Raw genomic sequence first — 14275 nt, forward strand, 5'->3', positions numbered from 1 at the left:
GCCCTCGCTGTGTACGAGGAGGCGCGCGGCAGGGTCGCCGCGGAGGCGCGTGCCGACCCGCGGCCGGGCCTGGGCGCGCCCCCGGCGCCCGGGCCGGGCCCCCCGGCTGGGGGGGCGGCGGGCCGGCCCGCGCGCGCGGGGGGGGTCGCCCCGGGGGGGGGGGTGTGGGCGCTCCTCCCCCCCCCCCCCCCGCCTCTTCTCGTTGTCCCGGGGCGCCGATGTCACGGATGGGGGTGGTGGTCGGTCGTAGGGGGTGTACGGGTGCGCGGGTGCTCGGCGTTCGGTGAGAGGAGTGGTGCGGTGACGGGGACGGTGCTGGTGACCGGGGCGACGGGGACGTTGGGGCGGGAGGTGGTGCGGCTGCTGGTGGCGCGCGGGGTGGCGGTGCGGGGGTTGAGCCGTCGGGCGCGGGCGGCGGGTGACGGGGTCGAGTGGGTGGTCGGGGACCTAGTGGGCGGGGCCGGGATCGCGGCGGCCGTGGGCGGGGTGGAGACGGTGCTGGACTGTGCGACCACGCAGGGGCGGAAGGACGTGGCGGGGGTCGGGCGGCTGGTGGCGCAGGCCCGGCGGGCCGGGGTGCGGCACCTGGTGTACGTGTCGATCGTGGGGATCGACCGGGTGCCGCTCGGGTACTACCGGGCGAAGCTCGACTGCGAGCGGGTGGTGCGGGAGTCGGGGCTGGGGTGGACGGTGCTGCGGGCGACGCAGTTCCACGACCTGCTGTTCAAGGCCTTCGACCTGAGCGCGCGGCTGCCGGTGTTCCCGGTGGTGAGCGGCGCCGGGGTGCAGCCGGTGGACGTCCGGGAGGTGGCGGAGCGGCTGGTGGAGCTGGTGGGGCGGGAGCCGGCCGGGTTCGCGCCGGAGGTGGGCGGGCCGCGGGTGCGGTCGTACCGGGAGCTGGCGGAGGCGTACCTGCGGGCGGCGGGTCGGCGGCGGCCGGTGCTGCCGCTGCGGGTGCCGGGGGCGGTGGGGCGGGCCCTGCGGGCGGGTGGGCTGACGACGCCGGAGCGGGCGGTGGGGCGGACCTTCGAGGAGGCGCTGGCGCGGCGGTTCGGCTGAGCCGCCGGCCCGCCGCTCGGCCGAACCGCCGCGCAGTTGTCAACCAGGGTTGACATTCCCGAGGGCGTCAACCAGAGTTGACGTCATGAGCGAGAGCGGAGAGCTCGCGGCCGCCGCGAGCAGTCGTGACCCCGCCGTGGGGCTCCGGGCGGTCCGCGCCCTGCGTGATCTGGCGGACCGTCTGGAGGCCCTCCAGGTGGACAATGCCCGGTCGCAGGGCTGGTCCTGGCAGGACATCGCGGTCTGCCTCGGGGTGACCAGGCAGGCGGTCCACAAGAAGCACGCACGACGGGGGCCCGGCAAGGGCGAGGACGGAGGCTGAGCGATGTTCGAACGGTTCACCCAGGAGGCCCGGAGGGTCGTGGTCGTCGCCCAGGAGGAGGCGAGGCAGCTGCGGGACGACCGGGTCGGGACGGAGCACCTCCTGCTGGGGGTCCTGGAGCAGTCGCAGGATCCGGCGGCGTCCGTGCTGATCGGGGCCGGCCTGGACCAGGAGGCCGCGCGGCAGGCGGTGCGGCGCCTGCGGGGGAAGGGGGACCGGCAGGTCCTGGCCACGATCGGGGTCGACCTGGACGCGGTGCGGGAGGCGGTCGAGGCGGCCTTCGGGGAGGGGGCGCTGGACGCCCCGCCGGAGGAGGGGCGCAAGCGCTGGGGCCGGTTCCGCTCCGGTGGCTCGACGGCCGGGCACATCCGGTTCTCGACCCCGGCGAAGAAGGTGCTGGAGCTCTCCCTGCGGGAGTCGCTGCGCCTGGGGTCGAAGGAGATCGGGGTGGGCCACCTGCTGCTCGGGGTGCTCCGCGAGGGGGAGGGGCTCGGGGTGCTGGTGGTCGCCGACCACGGGCTGGACACGGCCGCCGTGCGGCAGGCGGTGGAGGCGGAACTGGCCTGAGCGGCGGTGCCGGGAAGGGGTGGAAGGTGTCGCCGTGCGGTGTACTCGGCGTGAATGAAGGAGATTGACCGTCAACTAGCGGGTTGAGGCCAATGTCTGAATCGATATGATCGGCCGAAAGCGTGAACCGATCAGCCGCCCGGAGGCGTTTCGCGACGCCACCGGGCGGTCTGGTATGCGCCCGACCAGCTGTCGGCGGCCGCAACCGTCGCCGACCCGCCGCCCGCGCCGCCGCCCGCCGACGTTGCCGAGGACCGCCCCGATGAGAGAAGCCACCAGCCCCGACGGTCGGCCGCGCCGCCGCTCCGCGCCGCGCACCGTCGCCCTGACCGCGGCCGCCGTGCTGCTGGCGCTGGTCGCCGCGCCGGTCGGCGTCAGCCGGGCCCTGGGCGCGCACCAACCGCTCACCGCGCTCGCGGTGGCCGCCGTGGCGGTGCTCTGGCTGATCGTGGTCGGCCTGGCCGCGAGCGGCGCCGAGCGCGCCCGCCGGCTGACCGACGACCTGGCCGTCCAGCACGGGGAGACCCGGGCCGCGCTGGTCGCCGCCGGCACCGCCCGGCAGGCCGAGACGGCCGCCCGGGACCGGGCCGCCGCCGCGTTCGCCGAACGGGACGCCGCCCGCGCCGAGCACGCCCGGGTCGAGGCGGACCTCACCGCCGCGCACGCCGAACTGGCCCGGCTGGGGGCCCGTCTGGAGGCCGAGCGGGCCGCGGCCGGGGCGGAGCGGGAGCGGGCCGCCGACGAGCGGGCCGAACTGGAGCGGATCCCCGAGGGCGTCCTGCCCGAGGTGGTGGAGAAGCTCCGCGGGGGCGCGTCCGTGGACAGCGCGCTGGCCGCCCACCGCAAGCACCCCCAGTACGCGCTGCTGCGCGCGGTCGGCGAGGAGGTCGGCCGCGGCGAGCGCCTGCGGGCCGCCGCGCTCGCGGTCTGCGCGACCGCCGCCGGCCGGGTCCAGGCGCTGGCCACGAGCATGCACGCCGAACTGCGCGAGATGCAGCACCGGCACGACGAGGAGGTCCTCGGCGACCTGCTGCGGCTGGACCACTCGACCGCCCAGGCGGGCCGGATGGCGGACAGCATCGCGGTGCTCACCGGCGCCCGCTCCGGCCGCCGCTGGGCCAAGCCGATCGCGGTGGAGTCGGTACTGCGCGGTGCGCTCGGCCGGATCGGCGCCTACCAGCGGGTCCGGCTGCACAACGCCAGCACCGCCGCGGTGGCCGGCTTCGCGGCCGAAGGCGTGATGCACGCGCTGGCCGAACTGCTGGACAACGCCACCAACTTCTCCGCTCCGCCGGCCGAGGTGCACGTCTACGTCGAGGAGGTGCCGGCCGGTCTGGCGGTGACCGTCGAGGACAGCGGGCTGGGCCTGAGCGACAGTTGGCTGCGCCGGGCCGAACGGGCCGTCTCCGCCGAGCCGCTGGACCTCGCCACGCTGTCCGCCGGTACCCGGCTGGGCCTCGCGGTGGTCGGCGTGCTGGCGCGCAAGCACGGGCTGCAGATCTCCTTCCGGCCGTCGGCCCGCGGCGGTACCGGGGTGGTGATGCTGATCCCGCAGCAGGTGGTTACCCACCTGGTTCCGACGCCCGCCCCGGCGGCCGCGCCCGTGACGGCGTCCGCGCCGGCCGTGGAGTCCGTGCGCCCGGCGCTCACCCCCGCCCGCCCGGCGCCCGCCTCGCTGCCGCTTGCCTCGACCCCGACCGCCTCGAACCCGACTGCCTCGACCCCGCCCGCCGTGGCCGTGCCGGTACCTGTCGTCCCGGCACCTGCTGTCCCGGCCCACGCCGTCGCAGCACACGCCGTCCCGGCGGCTGCCGCCCCCGCCCAGACCCCGTCCGGGCCGACCCGGATGACCGACAGCGGCCTGCCGCAGCGCCGCCGCGGCCAGACGATGGCCACCACCACCCCGGCGACGGCCCCGGCCGCGAAGCCCGTACGGACCGACGCGGTGCGCGCCGCCGCCCGGTTCGGGGCCTTCCGCCGGGCCGCCCAGCCGGCGCTGCCCGCCCCCGGGGCGGCGCCGACCGCGGACACCGACACCGAGACCACGCCCGACGCTTCCCCCGTCACCGAGAAGGACTCCTGATGAGCAGCGCCACCGACCGCGACCTCGACTGGCTGTTGGAAAACCTGCTGGCGGCCACCCCCGGCAGCCGGCACGCCCTGGTGCTGTCCGCCGACGGCCTCAAGCTCTGCCACACCGCCGGGCTGAGCGCCGACCAGGCCGACCAGCTGTCGGCGATCGCCTCCGGACTGCAGAGCCTGGCGCACGGCGCCTCGATCGAGTTCGGGGACGGCAGCGGCGGCGTGCGGCAGTCGATGACCGAGTTCCACGGCGGCATCCTGTGCATCGTGGCGGCCGGTGAGGGCGCGCACCTCGCGGTGGTCACGGACGACGAGGCGGACGTGGGCGTGGTCGGCCACAACATGCACGGCCTGATCGAGCAGATCGGCGTCCACCTCAGCGCGCCCGCCCGGGAGGCGGACGCGGAACCCGGCGCGGACGCCGCGGGCGAGAGCGCCGGGATATGAACGCCGGGCCCGTGCTGCCGGGTCGGGACGACGACCCGGACCGCCTCTACACCATCACCGGGGGCCGCAGCCGCGCCCCTTCGGTCGCCTTCGACCTGGTCACCCTGATCGTCGCGGAGCGGCAGCCGGCGCCGGGGATGCAGTCGGAGCACGTCCGGATCCTGCGGATGTGCGAGGCCCCGACCGCCGTGGTGGAGGTGGCGGCGGAGCTGCAGCTGCCGGTCTCGGTGGTGAAGATCCTGCTCGGCGACCTGCTGGAGGCCGGGGCGGTCACCGCCCGGCACCCCAGGTTCGCGCCGAACAAGGCCCGGCTGCCCGATCTCGACACGTTGAAGCAGGTGCTGCATGGCCTCCAACGGCTCTGACCTCCAGGACCTCCAGGATGTCCAGGACGTCCCGGACGTCCAGGACCTCCGGCCCGTGGGGCGCACCCCGCTGCGGGCGACCGCCGACAACGCGTTGAAGATCGTCGTGGTCGGCGGGTTCGGGGTGGGCAAGACCACGTTGGTCGGCTCGGTCAGCGAGATCCGCCCGCTGAACACCGAGGAGGTGATGACCCGGGCGGGGGAGGGCATCGACCCGGCGGGCAGCTGGGGCAAGCGCTCCACCACCGTCGCCTTCGACTTCGGCCGGATCACCCTGTCGGAGCGCCAGGTGCTGTACCTGTTCGGCGCGCCCGGGCAGGAGCGCTTCTGGTTCCTCTGGGACCGGCTGTTCAGCGGTGCGCTGGGGGCGGTCGTGCTGGTGGACACCCGGCGGCTGGAGGACTCCTGGTACGCGATCGACCGGCTGGAGCACCACGGCACGCCGTTCGTCGTGGCCCGCAACAACTTCGGCGAGCCCGGCCACACCCTGGAGCAGGTTCGGGAGGCGCTGGACCTGCCGCCGGAGGTTCCGCTGGTGGACTGCGACGCCCGTGACCGGGAGTCCGGCAAGCAGGTGCTGATCGAGCTGGTCCACCACCTGGCCGCCCTCGCCGGGGCGGACGCGGCCGCGCTGGCCGGACCCGGAGCACCCGACGCGATCTACGAGGAGAGCACCCCGTGACCGAGCCCGCCGTCACCCCGCCCCCGGGCTGCCCGGCGCACGCCGGCGCCACGCCGCTGTACGGGCCGCGCTTCCAGACCGACCCGGCCCAGCTCTACCGCGAGCTGCGCGCCGCGCACGGCCCGGTCGCCCCGGTCGAGCTGGCCGGCGGCGTGCCCGCGTGGCTGGTCATCGGCTACCGGGAGCTCCAGCAGGTCACCGGCCAGCCGCAGTTGTTCGGCCGGGACTCCAGCCGCTGGCACGCGTGGCGGACGCTGCCCGCGGACTGGCCGTTGAAGCCGATGATGGCCCCGGTGCCGTCGATCCTGTACGCGGAGGGCGAGGAGCACGTCCGGCGCTCCCGGGCGGTCACCGACGCGCTGGCCGGGATCGACCCGTACGAGCTGCGCAAGCACGCCGAGGAGATCGCCGACGGGCTGATCGACGAGTTCGCCGGGCGCGGCGAGGCCGACCTGGTCGCCGAGTACGCGCACCGGATGCCGCTGCTGGTGCTGTGCCGGGTCCTCGGTCTGGACGAGGAGCAGGCGCCGCAGCTGATCGCGGCGCTGCTGGCCATGCTGGACGGCGGTGCGGACGCCCCGGCCGGCGCCCAGCGGCTGCTGGAGCTGATGCTCGCGCTGGTGGAGGAGAAGTCCGAGCACCCGGGGGCCGACGTGGCCTCGCGGATGCTGGAGCACCCGGCGGGGCTGACCCACGACGAGGTGATGCGCGACCTGCGGGTGCTGCTGATCGCCGGTCACCAGCCCAGTTCGTACTGGATCTCCAACACCTTGCGGCTGATGCTCACCGACGAGCGTTTCGCGGCCTCGCTGGCCGGCGGCCGGCGCAGCATCAGCCAGGCCCTCAACGAGGCGCTCTGGGAGGACACCCCGACCCAGATCTTCGCCGGCCGCTGGGCGGTCCGGGACACCCAGCTCGGCGGCCAGCGGATCGCCGAGGGCGACATGCTGCTGCTGGGTTTCGCCGGGGCCAACGCGGATCCGTCGGTGCGCCGGCCCGACGGCCGTCCGGCCGAGGGGAACCGGGCGCACATGAGCTACTCGTACGGCGAGCACGGCTGCCCGTTCCCGGCCCAGGAGGCGGCCGAGGTGATCGCCACCACCGCGATCGAGGTGCTGCTGGACCGGCTGCCGGACCTGCGGCTGGCGGTGGCCGAGCACGCCCTGGTGTGGCGGCCCTCGGCCTGGGTGCGCGGGCTGGTCGCGCTGCCGGTCTCGTTCAGCCCGGGGTACTAGGTTCCGTCCGACATGCCGAGGGCCCGTCTTCCGGCTCCCGCCCGCGGGGCGTTCGAGGACGGGCCCCGGCGAGGCCTTGCGGATCTTGGTCGGGCGGGTCAGGATCCACAGGACGTGCACAGCCGTTCGAAGAACCTTTACGTCAAGGAGAGTTGCCGCCGATGACCGCTGCCCCGGCCCCGGCCCCGATCGCCCTCGACCCGTTGGCCCGCGACAACGCCGCCGAGGGTGCCCTGCTGCGGGCCGCCGGTCCGGCGGTGCCGGTCGTGCTGCCCGGCGGGGTCGCCGCCTGGGCGGTGACCCGGCACGCGGCCGCGCGCGACCTGCTGACCGACGCCCGGCTGGTCAAGGACGCCCGGCACTGGGCGGCTTACCAGCGCGGTGAGGTGCCGAAGACCTGGCCGCTGATCGGCCTGGCGGTGCCGGGCCCGAGCATGGTGACCACGGACGGTGCCGAGCACCGCCGGCTGCGGGCGCTGGTCGCCCAGGCCTTCACCCCGCGCCGGGTCGAGCTGATGCGCCCGCGGGTGGAGGAGATCACCCACGCGCTGCTGGACGCCCTGGCGGCCGGGGAGCCGCTGGTCGACCTCAAGTCGGCCTTCGCCTTCCCGCTGCCGATGACGGTGATCTGCTCGCTGCTGGGCGTCCCGGAGTCGGACCACGGCCTGCTGCGCGACCTGTACGAGCGGTTCTTCGGGGTCAAGCCCGACCCGGAGGGCATCCAGGCGACCGTCGCCGGGCTGAACGCCTTCGTCAACGGCCTGGTGGCGCAGCGCCGTTCGGCGCCGGGCGAGGACCTGGCGAGCGTGCTGCTGGCGGCGGACACCGAGGGCGGGGCGCTCACCGACGCGGAGGCGGCGGCCACCCTGCGGGTGATCATCGCGGCCGGCCACGAGACCACCGTCAACCTGATCGGCAACGCGGTGCGGGCGCTGCTGGCGCACCCGGACCAGCTGGCGCTGGTGCGCGCGGGCGAGGTCTCCTGGGACGCGGTGGTCGAGGAGTCGCTCCGCTGGACCCCGCCGACCAGCAACTTCCTGTTCCGCTTCGCCGCCGAGCCGATCGAGGTCGGCGAGCTGGTGATCCCGGCGGGCGACCCGGTGCTGGTCTCGTACAACGCGATCGGCCGGGACCCGTTGCAGCACGGGGTGACGGCGGAGCTGTTCGACATCACCCGGGACCCGACCCGGCACCTGTCCTTCGGCCACGGTCCGCACGTCTGCCCCGGCTCGCCGCTGGCCCGGCTGGAGGCGGCGGTCGCGCTGCCGGCGCTGTTCGAGCGCTTCCCCGGGCTGGCGCCGGCGGTGCCGGACGGCGAGCTGCGGCCGAGCCCGTCGCTGGTGGTGAACAGCCTGCGGGAGCTGCCCGTCCGGCTCTGGTGACCGGCCCGACCGGCCCGACCGGCCTGGCCGAAGCGTGTTGACAGTACATCAGATAAGCGGCCCCGTCCGGATTCCGGGCGGGGCCGCGGGCGTTCGCCGGTTTCGGACGTGATGATCGGGGCACCGGTGTGGGGAAGGTCGACCATGGACCTTGGCGGCGGCGGAAGGCTGCGTTAACGTCGTCGAATCGGTTCGGCCGCCCGCTCGCCCAGCGATCCCTGCACGCCCATCTCCGGTACAGCGCAATGTCGTTCAGCCCACCCGAGGCAGCATGCCCTGGCGAGGAGGACCGCATTGACCTTCAACCCGACCGCGCCGTCCGCGAGTTCGCGCCGTCGACCGCTGGCCGTATCCGCTCTGCTGGCGGCGCTGGCCCTGACCGCGGCCTGCTCGAACAGCTCCGGCGGTTCGGGCGGCGGCGACGGGGCGGCCCGGACGCTGACCGGTGACTGCGCCAAGTACCAGCCGTACGCCGGGCATTCGGGCACCACGGTGACGATGTTCGCCTCGATCCTCAGCCCGGAGTCGGACAACCTGGAGAAGTCCTGGGCCGAGTTCAGCTCGTGCACCGGGATCAAGATCAGCTACGAGGGGTCCAACGACTTCGAGTCCCAGCTGCCGGTCCGGGTGGCCGGCGGCAACGCCCCGGACTTCGCGATCATCCCCCAGCCGGGCCTGCTGGCGCAGATGGTGAAGAGCGGCAAGGTGGTCAAGCCGCCCGCTGAGACCGTCGCCAACCAGGGCAAGTGGAGCCCGGTCTGGAAGACCTACGGCTCGGTCGACGGCACCTTCTACGCGGCGCCGATGAGCGCCAACATGAAGTCCCTGGTCTGGTACTCGCCGAAGACCTTCAAGGCGGCCGGCTACGAGGTGCCGAAGACCTGGGCGGACCTCATGGCGCTCAGCGACCGGATCGCCAAGGCGGGCGGTCCCAAGCCCTGGTGCGGGGGCATCGCCTCCGGCACGGCCACCGGCTGGCCGGCCACCGACTGGCTGGAGGAGGTGGTGCTGGGCACGTACGGCGGTGAGGTGTACGACCAGTGGGTCGGCCACCAGGTGAAGTTCTCCGACGAGAAGATCGCCACGGCGATGCGGACGGTCGCCGACTGGATGCAGAACCCGGCCTGGGTCAACGGCGGCTACGGCGGCGTCAAGTCGATCGCCACCACCACGTTCCAGGACGCGGGCGCGCCGATCCTCACCGGCAAGTGCGCGATGCTCCAGCAGGCCTCCTTCTACGAGGCGCAGTGGCCCAAGGGTACCAAGGTCGCCCCGGACGGCGACGTCTTCGCCTTCCACCTGCCCGCCGTCAACCCGTCGATCGCCAACCCGGTCGAGGGCGGCGGCGAGTTCCTGGCCGCCTTCTCCAGCAAGCCCGAGGCGCAGGCGGTGCAGAACTACCTGTCCAGTGCGGACTGGGCGAGCAGTCGGGTGAGGACCGCGACCGGCTGGGTCTCGGCCAACCAGGGCGTGGACAAGAGCCTCTACACCGACCCGATCGACAAGCTCTCCGCGGAGGCGCTGACCGACCCGAGCGCCACCTTCCGCTTCGACGCCTCCGACATGATGCCGGCGGCCATCGGCTCCGGGCAGGAGTGGACGTCGCTGACCGCCTGGTTCGCCGAGGGGCAGTCGATCCAGAAGGTCGCCGCCGACATCGACGCCGCCTGGCCGAAGTAGCCGCCCGAGCGGCCGCCGACCGAGCAGCTGACGGAACAGCTGACTGAGCAGCTGGCAGGGCAGCCGACCGAGCGGCCGCCGGAGCAGCCCGCCCGGCCGGCGTCCGGGACCACCCGCCGAGGGCGGTGCGGGGCCACCCACCCGCACCGCCCGCCCCTCCTCTCTCACCTGCTCCCCTGACCTGCTTCCCGACCCTGCTTCCCGACCCGCTTCCCCTTCCCGCTGGACGAACCGAAGGGACGTGCAGCCATGCCCGTAACCGGCTCCCCGCCGGCCGCCGGCTCCCTGGCCGTCGGCGCCTGGGGCGACGCGGCGATCAAGTTCGGCAACAGCTTCGGCGCGATCGCGGGCTTCCTCGGCGTCCTGCTGGTGGTCTTCCTGGTCGCCGGGCGCGCCCGGGGCCGGCTGGCCCGCCCGCTGGCCGTCCTGGTCCTCCTCGGCCCGGCGGTGCTGCTGCTGGCGGTCGGCCTGGTGGTGCCGCTGATCCGCACGGTCTACCTGAGCCTGCACGGCCCGGACGGCAGCACCTTCGTCGGCGGTGAGAACTTCGGCTGGGCGTTCACCACCGAATCGGTGCGGAAGGTGCTGCTCAACACCCTGCTGTGGCTGGTGGTCGCGCCGCTGGTGGCGACCGGTCTGGGCCTGGTGCTGGCCCTGCTGGTGGACCGGATGCGCGGCCAGTCGGTCTACAAGTCGCTGATCTTCATGCCGATGGCGATCTCACTGGTGGGCGCCTCGATCATCTTCAAGTTCGTCTACGAGGCGCGCGGCAAGGACCAGCCGCAGATCGGCCTGCTCAGCCAGCTCGCCCACGCGGTGGGCTGGTCGGACCCGCCGAACTGGCTGCTCAGCCAGCCGCTGAACACCTTCCTGCTGATGGCGGTGATGGTCTGGGTGCAGACCGGCTTCGCGATGGTGGTGCTCTCGGCGGCGATCAAGGCGATCCCGGACGAGGTGGTGGAGGCGGCCCGGCTCGACGGTGCGACCGGGGTGAGGCTGTTCTGGCACGTCACCGTGCCGATGATCCGCACCACGGTGATGGTCGTCCTGACCACGGTCATGATCATCACCTTGAAGGCCTTCGACATCGTCCGCACCATGACCGGCGGCAACTTCGGCACCCAGGTGCTGGCCAACGAGATGTACACGCAGTCCTTCGCGCAGTTCGACGACGGGCGGGGCGGCGCCCTCGCGGTCCTGCTGTTCCTCGCGGTGCTGCCGCTGGTGGCCTACAACATCGTCCAGCTGCGGAGGGAGCGTGAGGTGCGGTGAGCATTCCTGAGGCGAAAGCCGTCAGCCGCCGTCCGGCCGGGGGGAGCCCCGTGCGGAAGGCTTTCAGCAGCCCCTTGGCCTCGCTGTTCGTGATCGCCGTGACGGTGCTCTGGACGGTCCCGACCCTCGGCCTGCTGGTGACCTCGCTGCGCCCCAAGCAGGACGTGACGAAGGACGGCTGGTGGAACGCCCTGCTCCACCCGGACTTCGGCCTCGGCAACTACCACACGGTGCTGTTCGAGGGCGGCTCCGGCGGCTCCACCGGCCTGCTGCCCTTCCTGGTGAACTCGCTGGCGATCAGCATCCCGGCCACCCTCTTCCCGCTGGTGCTCGCGGCGATGGCGGCGTACGCGCTGGCGTGGGTGCGGTTCCGGGGGAGCGACGCTGTGTTCTTCACGGTGTTCGCGCTCCAGGTGGTGCCGCTCCAGATGGCGCTGATCCCGCTGCTGCGGCTGTTCTCCGGCGGTGCGCACCTGGGGGCGCTGACGCTGATCCCGGCGGTGGACCTCAAGGGCAGCTACGCGCCGGTCTGGCTGGCGCACACCATGTTCGCGATGCCGCTGGCGGTGTTCCTGCTGCACAACTTCATCGCCCAGCTGCCGCGCGACCTGATGGAGGCGGCGGTGGTGGACGGCGCCTCGCACTTCAAGATCTTCCGTTCGATCGTGCTGCCACTGTGCGCCCCGGCGCTGGCCTCGTTCGCGATCTTCCAGTTCCTCTGGGTCTGGAACGACCTGCTGGTCGCGCTCACCTTCGCCGGCGGCACACCGGAGGTGGCGCCGATGACGGTCCGGCTGGCACAGCTGTCCGGGTCGCTGGGCGGGCGTTGGGAGCTGCTCACGGCGGGGGCGTTCCTGTCGATCATCGTGCCGCTGATCGTCTTCTTCGCCCTCCAGCGGTACTTCGTCCGCGGACTGCTGGCGGGTTCGGTCAAGGGGTAGGGCGGACGGCCCGGCTCGGGTCCGGCTTGGGTCCGGCTTGGGTCCGGCTCGGGTCCGGCTGTGGCGGGCGCCGGGGTGGCGGCCCTCCGGGCTCTTCTGAACGCGTTCAGAACCAACTTTTGAACTTGTTCAGAATCGTCTACAGTCGGCTGCGGGAGGCGTCGAGTACGCCCGCCCCGCGGACCGCCCGGAGGACGGCTTCCGCATGCCCGCCGACCACCGAGGGGGACTGATGCCAGGCCCGTCCACGCCTGCCCCGACCGATCCGCAGCCCGGAGCCGAGCACGGCCCGTCGGCCGGCCACAGCCTGTCGGCCGGCCACAGCCCGTCGGTCGAGCACAGCCTGTCGGCCGAGTACGGCCCGTCGGCCGAGCCGGACGCGCAAGCCGCCCCGGACTCGCCGTTCGACATGTACCGGCCCGGCGCCCCGCACCGCGCGCCGGACGCCCCCGTGCCCCCGCAGCCCGGTCGGCTGCGCGCCACCGACCCCGAGCGGCACGCGGCCGCCACCCCCCGGGTCCTCCTGCTCGCCGTGCTCGCCGGACTGCTGACGGCCTGGCTGCTGTACGACGGAATCGGCGCCAACCTGCTGATCTGCGGCGCCGCCACGGCCGGCGCCGCCGGCCTGGTCGCCCGAACCGCCGGCCGCCGGATCCGGCCCTGGACGCTCGCCTGGAGCCTGCTGGCCCTCGCCCTGCTCGCCGTCCCGGCCCGCTGGGACGCGGGCTGGCCCGCCCTGCTCGCCTCCGGCTGTGCGCTGGGACTGGCCTCGCTCGCCCTGCACGGCGGGCGCCGCTGGCCGGGGGTGCTGCTCGCCCTGCCCGCCCTGGTCTGGCAGTTGATCCCGGGGCTGAGCTGGATCTGGGACAGCCTGGAGGGCCGCCCGCTGCCGGGAGCCGGACGGCTCGTCCCGGTGCTCAAGGCGCTCGCCGTCGCCGCCGTCCTGCTGACCGTCTTCGGCCTGCTGTTCGCCGGCGCCGACGCCGCCATGGCGGACCTGCTGGCCGGCCTGGTCCCCAGCTTCGACGTCCACCAGCTGCCGGGGCGCGGCACCCTGTTCGGGCTCGGCACGCTCACCGCCCTCGGCTTCGCGCACATCGCCGCCGGGCCGCGCCGCTGGGACCGGCTGGAGGTCCGCCCGGGCCGCGAACGGCGGCGGCTGGAGTGGGCGCTGCCGCTGGTCGCGCTCGACCTGCTGTTCGGCGCCTTCGCGGTGATCCAGGCGGTCATGGTGCTCGGCGGCGCGGACGCCGTGCTGGCCAACACCGGGATGAGCCGCTCCGCGTACGCCCGGCAGGGCTTCTGGCAGCTGAGCGTGATCACCGTGCTGACCCTGGTCGTGGTGGCCGTCGCCAAGCGCTGGGCGCCGCGCACCACCCCGAGTGACCGCCGGCTGGCCCGGATCCTGCTCGGACTGCTCTGCCTGCTCGCGCTGGCCGTGGTCGCCTCGGCGCTCGGCCGGATGTGGTTCTACGTGGACGCCTCCGGGCTGACCACGCTGCGGCTGTGGGTGCTGGTGGTCGAGATCTGGCTGGGCGCCGTGTTCCTGCTGCTGCTCGCCGCCGGGCTCACCCGCCGGGGCGGCGGCTGGCTGCCGCGCGCCGTCGTCCTCAGCGGGATGCTCACCGTCGCCGCCTACGGGCTGATGGGGCCGGACGCGATCGTCGCGGAGCAGAACGTGGCCCGGTACGAGCGGTCGCAGCAGATCGACCTGCGCAACGTCCGCGACCTCTCGGCCGACGCGGTGCCCGCCCTGGACCGGCTGCCCGAGCCGCAGCGGTCCTGCGCGCTGCAACTGATCCGACGCGACCTCGACCGGGACACCCGGCCCTGGTACGCGGCCGGCGGCTCGGTCACCGGGGCGCGGCAGGTGCTGGCCGAACGGCCGTTGGTGGAGGGGCCGCGGTCGGGGCGGGGGCCCTGCGAGTGGGCCGGGCTGGTGCCCGAGCGGGGCTGGTAGCGGCCGCCGGGGCCGGGCCGGGGACGGCGGGGAATGCCGCAGGGCCGGGGGGGGGGGGGGGGGGGGGGGCGCCGCGGCGCGGGCGCGGAGCGGGCGGGGGCGGGCGCGCGGGGCCCCGCCGGGCGGGGGGGGGGGGGGGGGGGGGGGCGCGGGGGGGGGGGGGGGGGGGGTTGCGCCGTGGGGGGGGGGGGGGGGGTGAGGGGGTCGTGTGGGTGGTGGGGGACCTTGTGGGCGGGGCCGGGATCGCGGCGGCCGTGGGCGGGGTGGAGACGGTGCTGGAC

Annotated in this window: 13 protein-coding genes; all 13 read left to right on the forward strand. The window is 74.6% G+C overall.

The window, feature by feature from the left end; all coding sequences use genetic code 11:
- Positions 1 to 300: 300 nt before the first annotated feature.
- The 13 genes from ACFWXO_RS26445 (at position 301) to ACFWXO_RS26505 (ending at position 13994) form a co-directional block, all read left to right on the forward strand.
- Positions 301 to 1059 (forward strand): SDR family oxidoreductase, encoded by a 759-nt coding sequence (locus tag ACFWXO_RS26445; RefSeq protein WP_380526503.1) that lies wholly within the window; start codon positions 301 to 303, stop codon positions 1057 to 1059.
- Positions 1060 to 1144: 85 nt separating this feature from the next.
- Complete coding sequence (locus ACFWXO_RS26450; protein ID WP_380526505.1) at positions 1145 to 1381, forward strand: RNA polymerase subunit sigma-70; 237 nt, start codon at positions 1145 to 1147, stop codon at positions 1379 to 1381.
- Between the two features lie 3 nt (positions 1382 to 1384).
- Positions 1385 to 1948, forward strand: coding sequence for a Clp protease N-terminal domain-containing protein (locus ACFWXO_RS26455; RefSeq protein ID WP_380526507.1), 564 nt, complete (start codon positions 1385 to 1387; stop codon positions 1946 to 1948).
- 262 nt (positions 1949 to 2210) lie between these two features.
- Complete coding sequence (locus ACFWXO_RS26460; RefSeq protein ID WP_380526509.1) at positions 2211 to 4031, forward strand: sensor histidine kinase; 1821 nt, start codon at positions 2211 to 2213, stop codon at positions 4029 to 4031.
- Positions 4031 to 4477, forward strand: coding sequence for a roadblock/LC7 domain-containing protein (locus ACFWXO_RS26465; protein ID WP_375889342.1), 447 nt, complete (start codon positions 4031 to 4033; stop codon positions 4475 to 4477). Before ACFWXO_RS26460 ends, ACFWXO_RS26465 begins: the two co-directional genes overlap by 1 nt.
- A complete protein-coding gene (locus ACFWXO_RS26470; RefSeq protein WP_375889341.1) occupies positions 4474 to 4842 on the forward strand; it encodes a DUF742 domain-containing protein in 369 nt (122 codons plus the stop codon). Before ACFWXO_RS26465 ends, ACFWXO_RS26470 begins: the two co-directional genes overlap by 4 nt.
- Complete coding sequence (locus tag ACFWXO_RS26475; protein ID WP_380526512.1) at positions 4823 to 5524, forward strand: ATP/GTP-binding protein; 702 nt, start codon at positions 4823 to 4825, stop codon at positions 5522 to 5524. The genes ACFWXO_RS26470 and ACFWXO_RS26475 overlap by 20 nt, the downstream gene beginning before the upstream one ends.
- Positions 5521 to 6759: a cytochrome P450 gene (locus ACFWXO_RS26480; protein ID WP_375889338.1), complete on the forward strand. Its 1239-nt coding sequence runs from the start codon at positions 5521 to 5523 to the stop codon at positions 6757 to 6759. Before ACFWXO_RS26475 ends, ACFWXO_RS26480 begins: the two co-directional genes overlap by 4 nt.
- 161 nt (positions 6760 to 6920) lie before the next feature.
- Positions 6921 to 8141, forward strand: a complete 1221-nt coding sequence (locus tag ACFWXO_RS26485) for a cytochrome P450 (RefSeq protein ID WP_375889336.1) — start codon at positions 6921 to 6923, stop codon at positions 8139 to 8141.
- Between the two features lie 294 nt (positions 8142 to 8435).
- Complete coding sequence (locus tag ACFWXO_RS26490; protein WP_375889335.1) at positions 8436 to 9821, forward strand: ABC transporter substrate-binding protein; 1386 nt, start codon at positions 8436 to 8438, stop codon at positions 9819 to 9821.
- A gap of 249 nt (positions 9822 to 10070) precedes the next feature.
- Entirely contained in the window at positions 10071 to 11093 is a 1023-nt protein-coding gene (locus tag ACFWXO_RS26495; protein ID WP_375889334.1) for a carbohydrate ABC transporter permease, read from the forward strand.
- A gap of 50 nt (positions 11094 to 11143) precedes the next feature.
- Positions 11144 to 12034 carry a carbohydrate ABC transporter permease gene (locus tag ACFWXO_RS26500; RefSeq protein ID WP_380526516.1) on the forward strand — a complete coding sequence of 297 codons (891 nt, stop codon included), beginning with the start codon at positions 11144 to 11146 and terminating at the stop codon, positions 12032 to 12034.
- Positions 12035 to 12266: 232 nt separating this feature from the next.
- Positions 12267 to 13994: a DUF4153 domain-containing protein gene (locus ACFWXO_RS26505; RefSeq protein ID WP_380526518.1), complete on the forward strand. Its 1728-nt coding sequence runs from the start codon at positions 12267 to 12269 to the stop codon at positions 13992 to 13994.
- The last annotated feature ends 281 nt before the right edge of the window (positions 13995 to 14275 follow it).

This window comes from Kitasatospora sp. NPDC059088 (genome assembly GCF_042738155.1).
Classification (GTDB): domain Bacteria; phylum Actinomycetota; class Actinomycetes; order Streptomycetales; family Streptomycetaceae; genus Kitasatospora.

What these genes read in the sequence shown, in the direction of transcription:
- ACFWXO_RS26465 (WP_375889342.1), top strand. Translation starts at nt 4,031, where the DNA reads ATGAGCAGCGCCACCGACCGCGACCTCGACTGGCTGTTGGAAAACCTG.
- ACFWXO_RS26505 (WP_380526518.1), top strand. Translation starts at nt 12,267, where the DNA reads ATGCCAGGCCCGTCCACGCCTGCCCCGACCGATCCGCAGCCCGGAGCC.
- ACFWXO_RS26460 (WP_380526509.1), top strand. Translation starts at nt 2,211, where the DNA reads ATGAGAGAAGCCACCAGCCCCGACGGTCGGCCGCGCCGCCGCTCCGCG.
- ACFWXO_RS26455 (WP_380526507.1), top strand. Translation starts at nt 1,385, where the DNA reads ATGTTCGAACGGTTCACCCAGGAGGCCCGGAGGGTCGTGGTCGTCGCC.
- ACFWXO_RS26450 (WP_380526505.1), top strand. Translation starts at nt 1,145, where the DNA reads ATGAGCGAGAGCGGAGAGCTCGCGGCCGCCGCGAGCAGTCGTGACCCC.
- ACFWXO_RS26485 (WP_375889336.1), top strand. Translation starts at nt 6,921, where the DNA reads ATGACCGCTGCCCCGGCCCCGGCCCCGATCGCCCTCGACCCGTTGGCC.
- ACFWXO_RS26475 (WP_380526512.1), top strand. Translation starts at nt 4,823, where the DNA reads ATGGCCTCCAACGGCTCTGACCTCCAGGACCTCCAGGATGTCCAGGAC.
- ACFWXO_RS26470 (WP_375889341.1), top strand. Translation starts at nt 4,474, where the DNA reads ATGAACGCCGGGCCCGTGCTGCCGGGTCGGGACGACGACCCGGACCGC.
- ACFWXO_RS26495 (WP_375889334.1), top strand. Translation starts at nt 10,071, where the DNA reads ATGCCCGTAACCGGCTCCCCGCCGGCCGCCGGCTCCCTGGCCGTCGGC.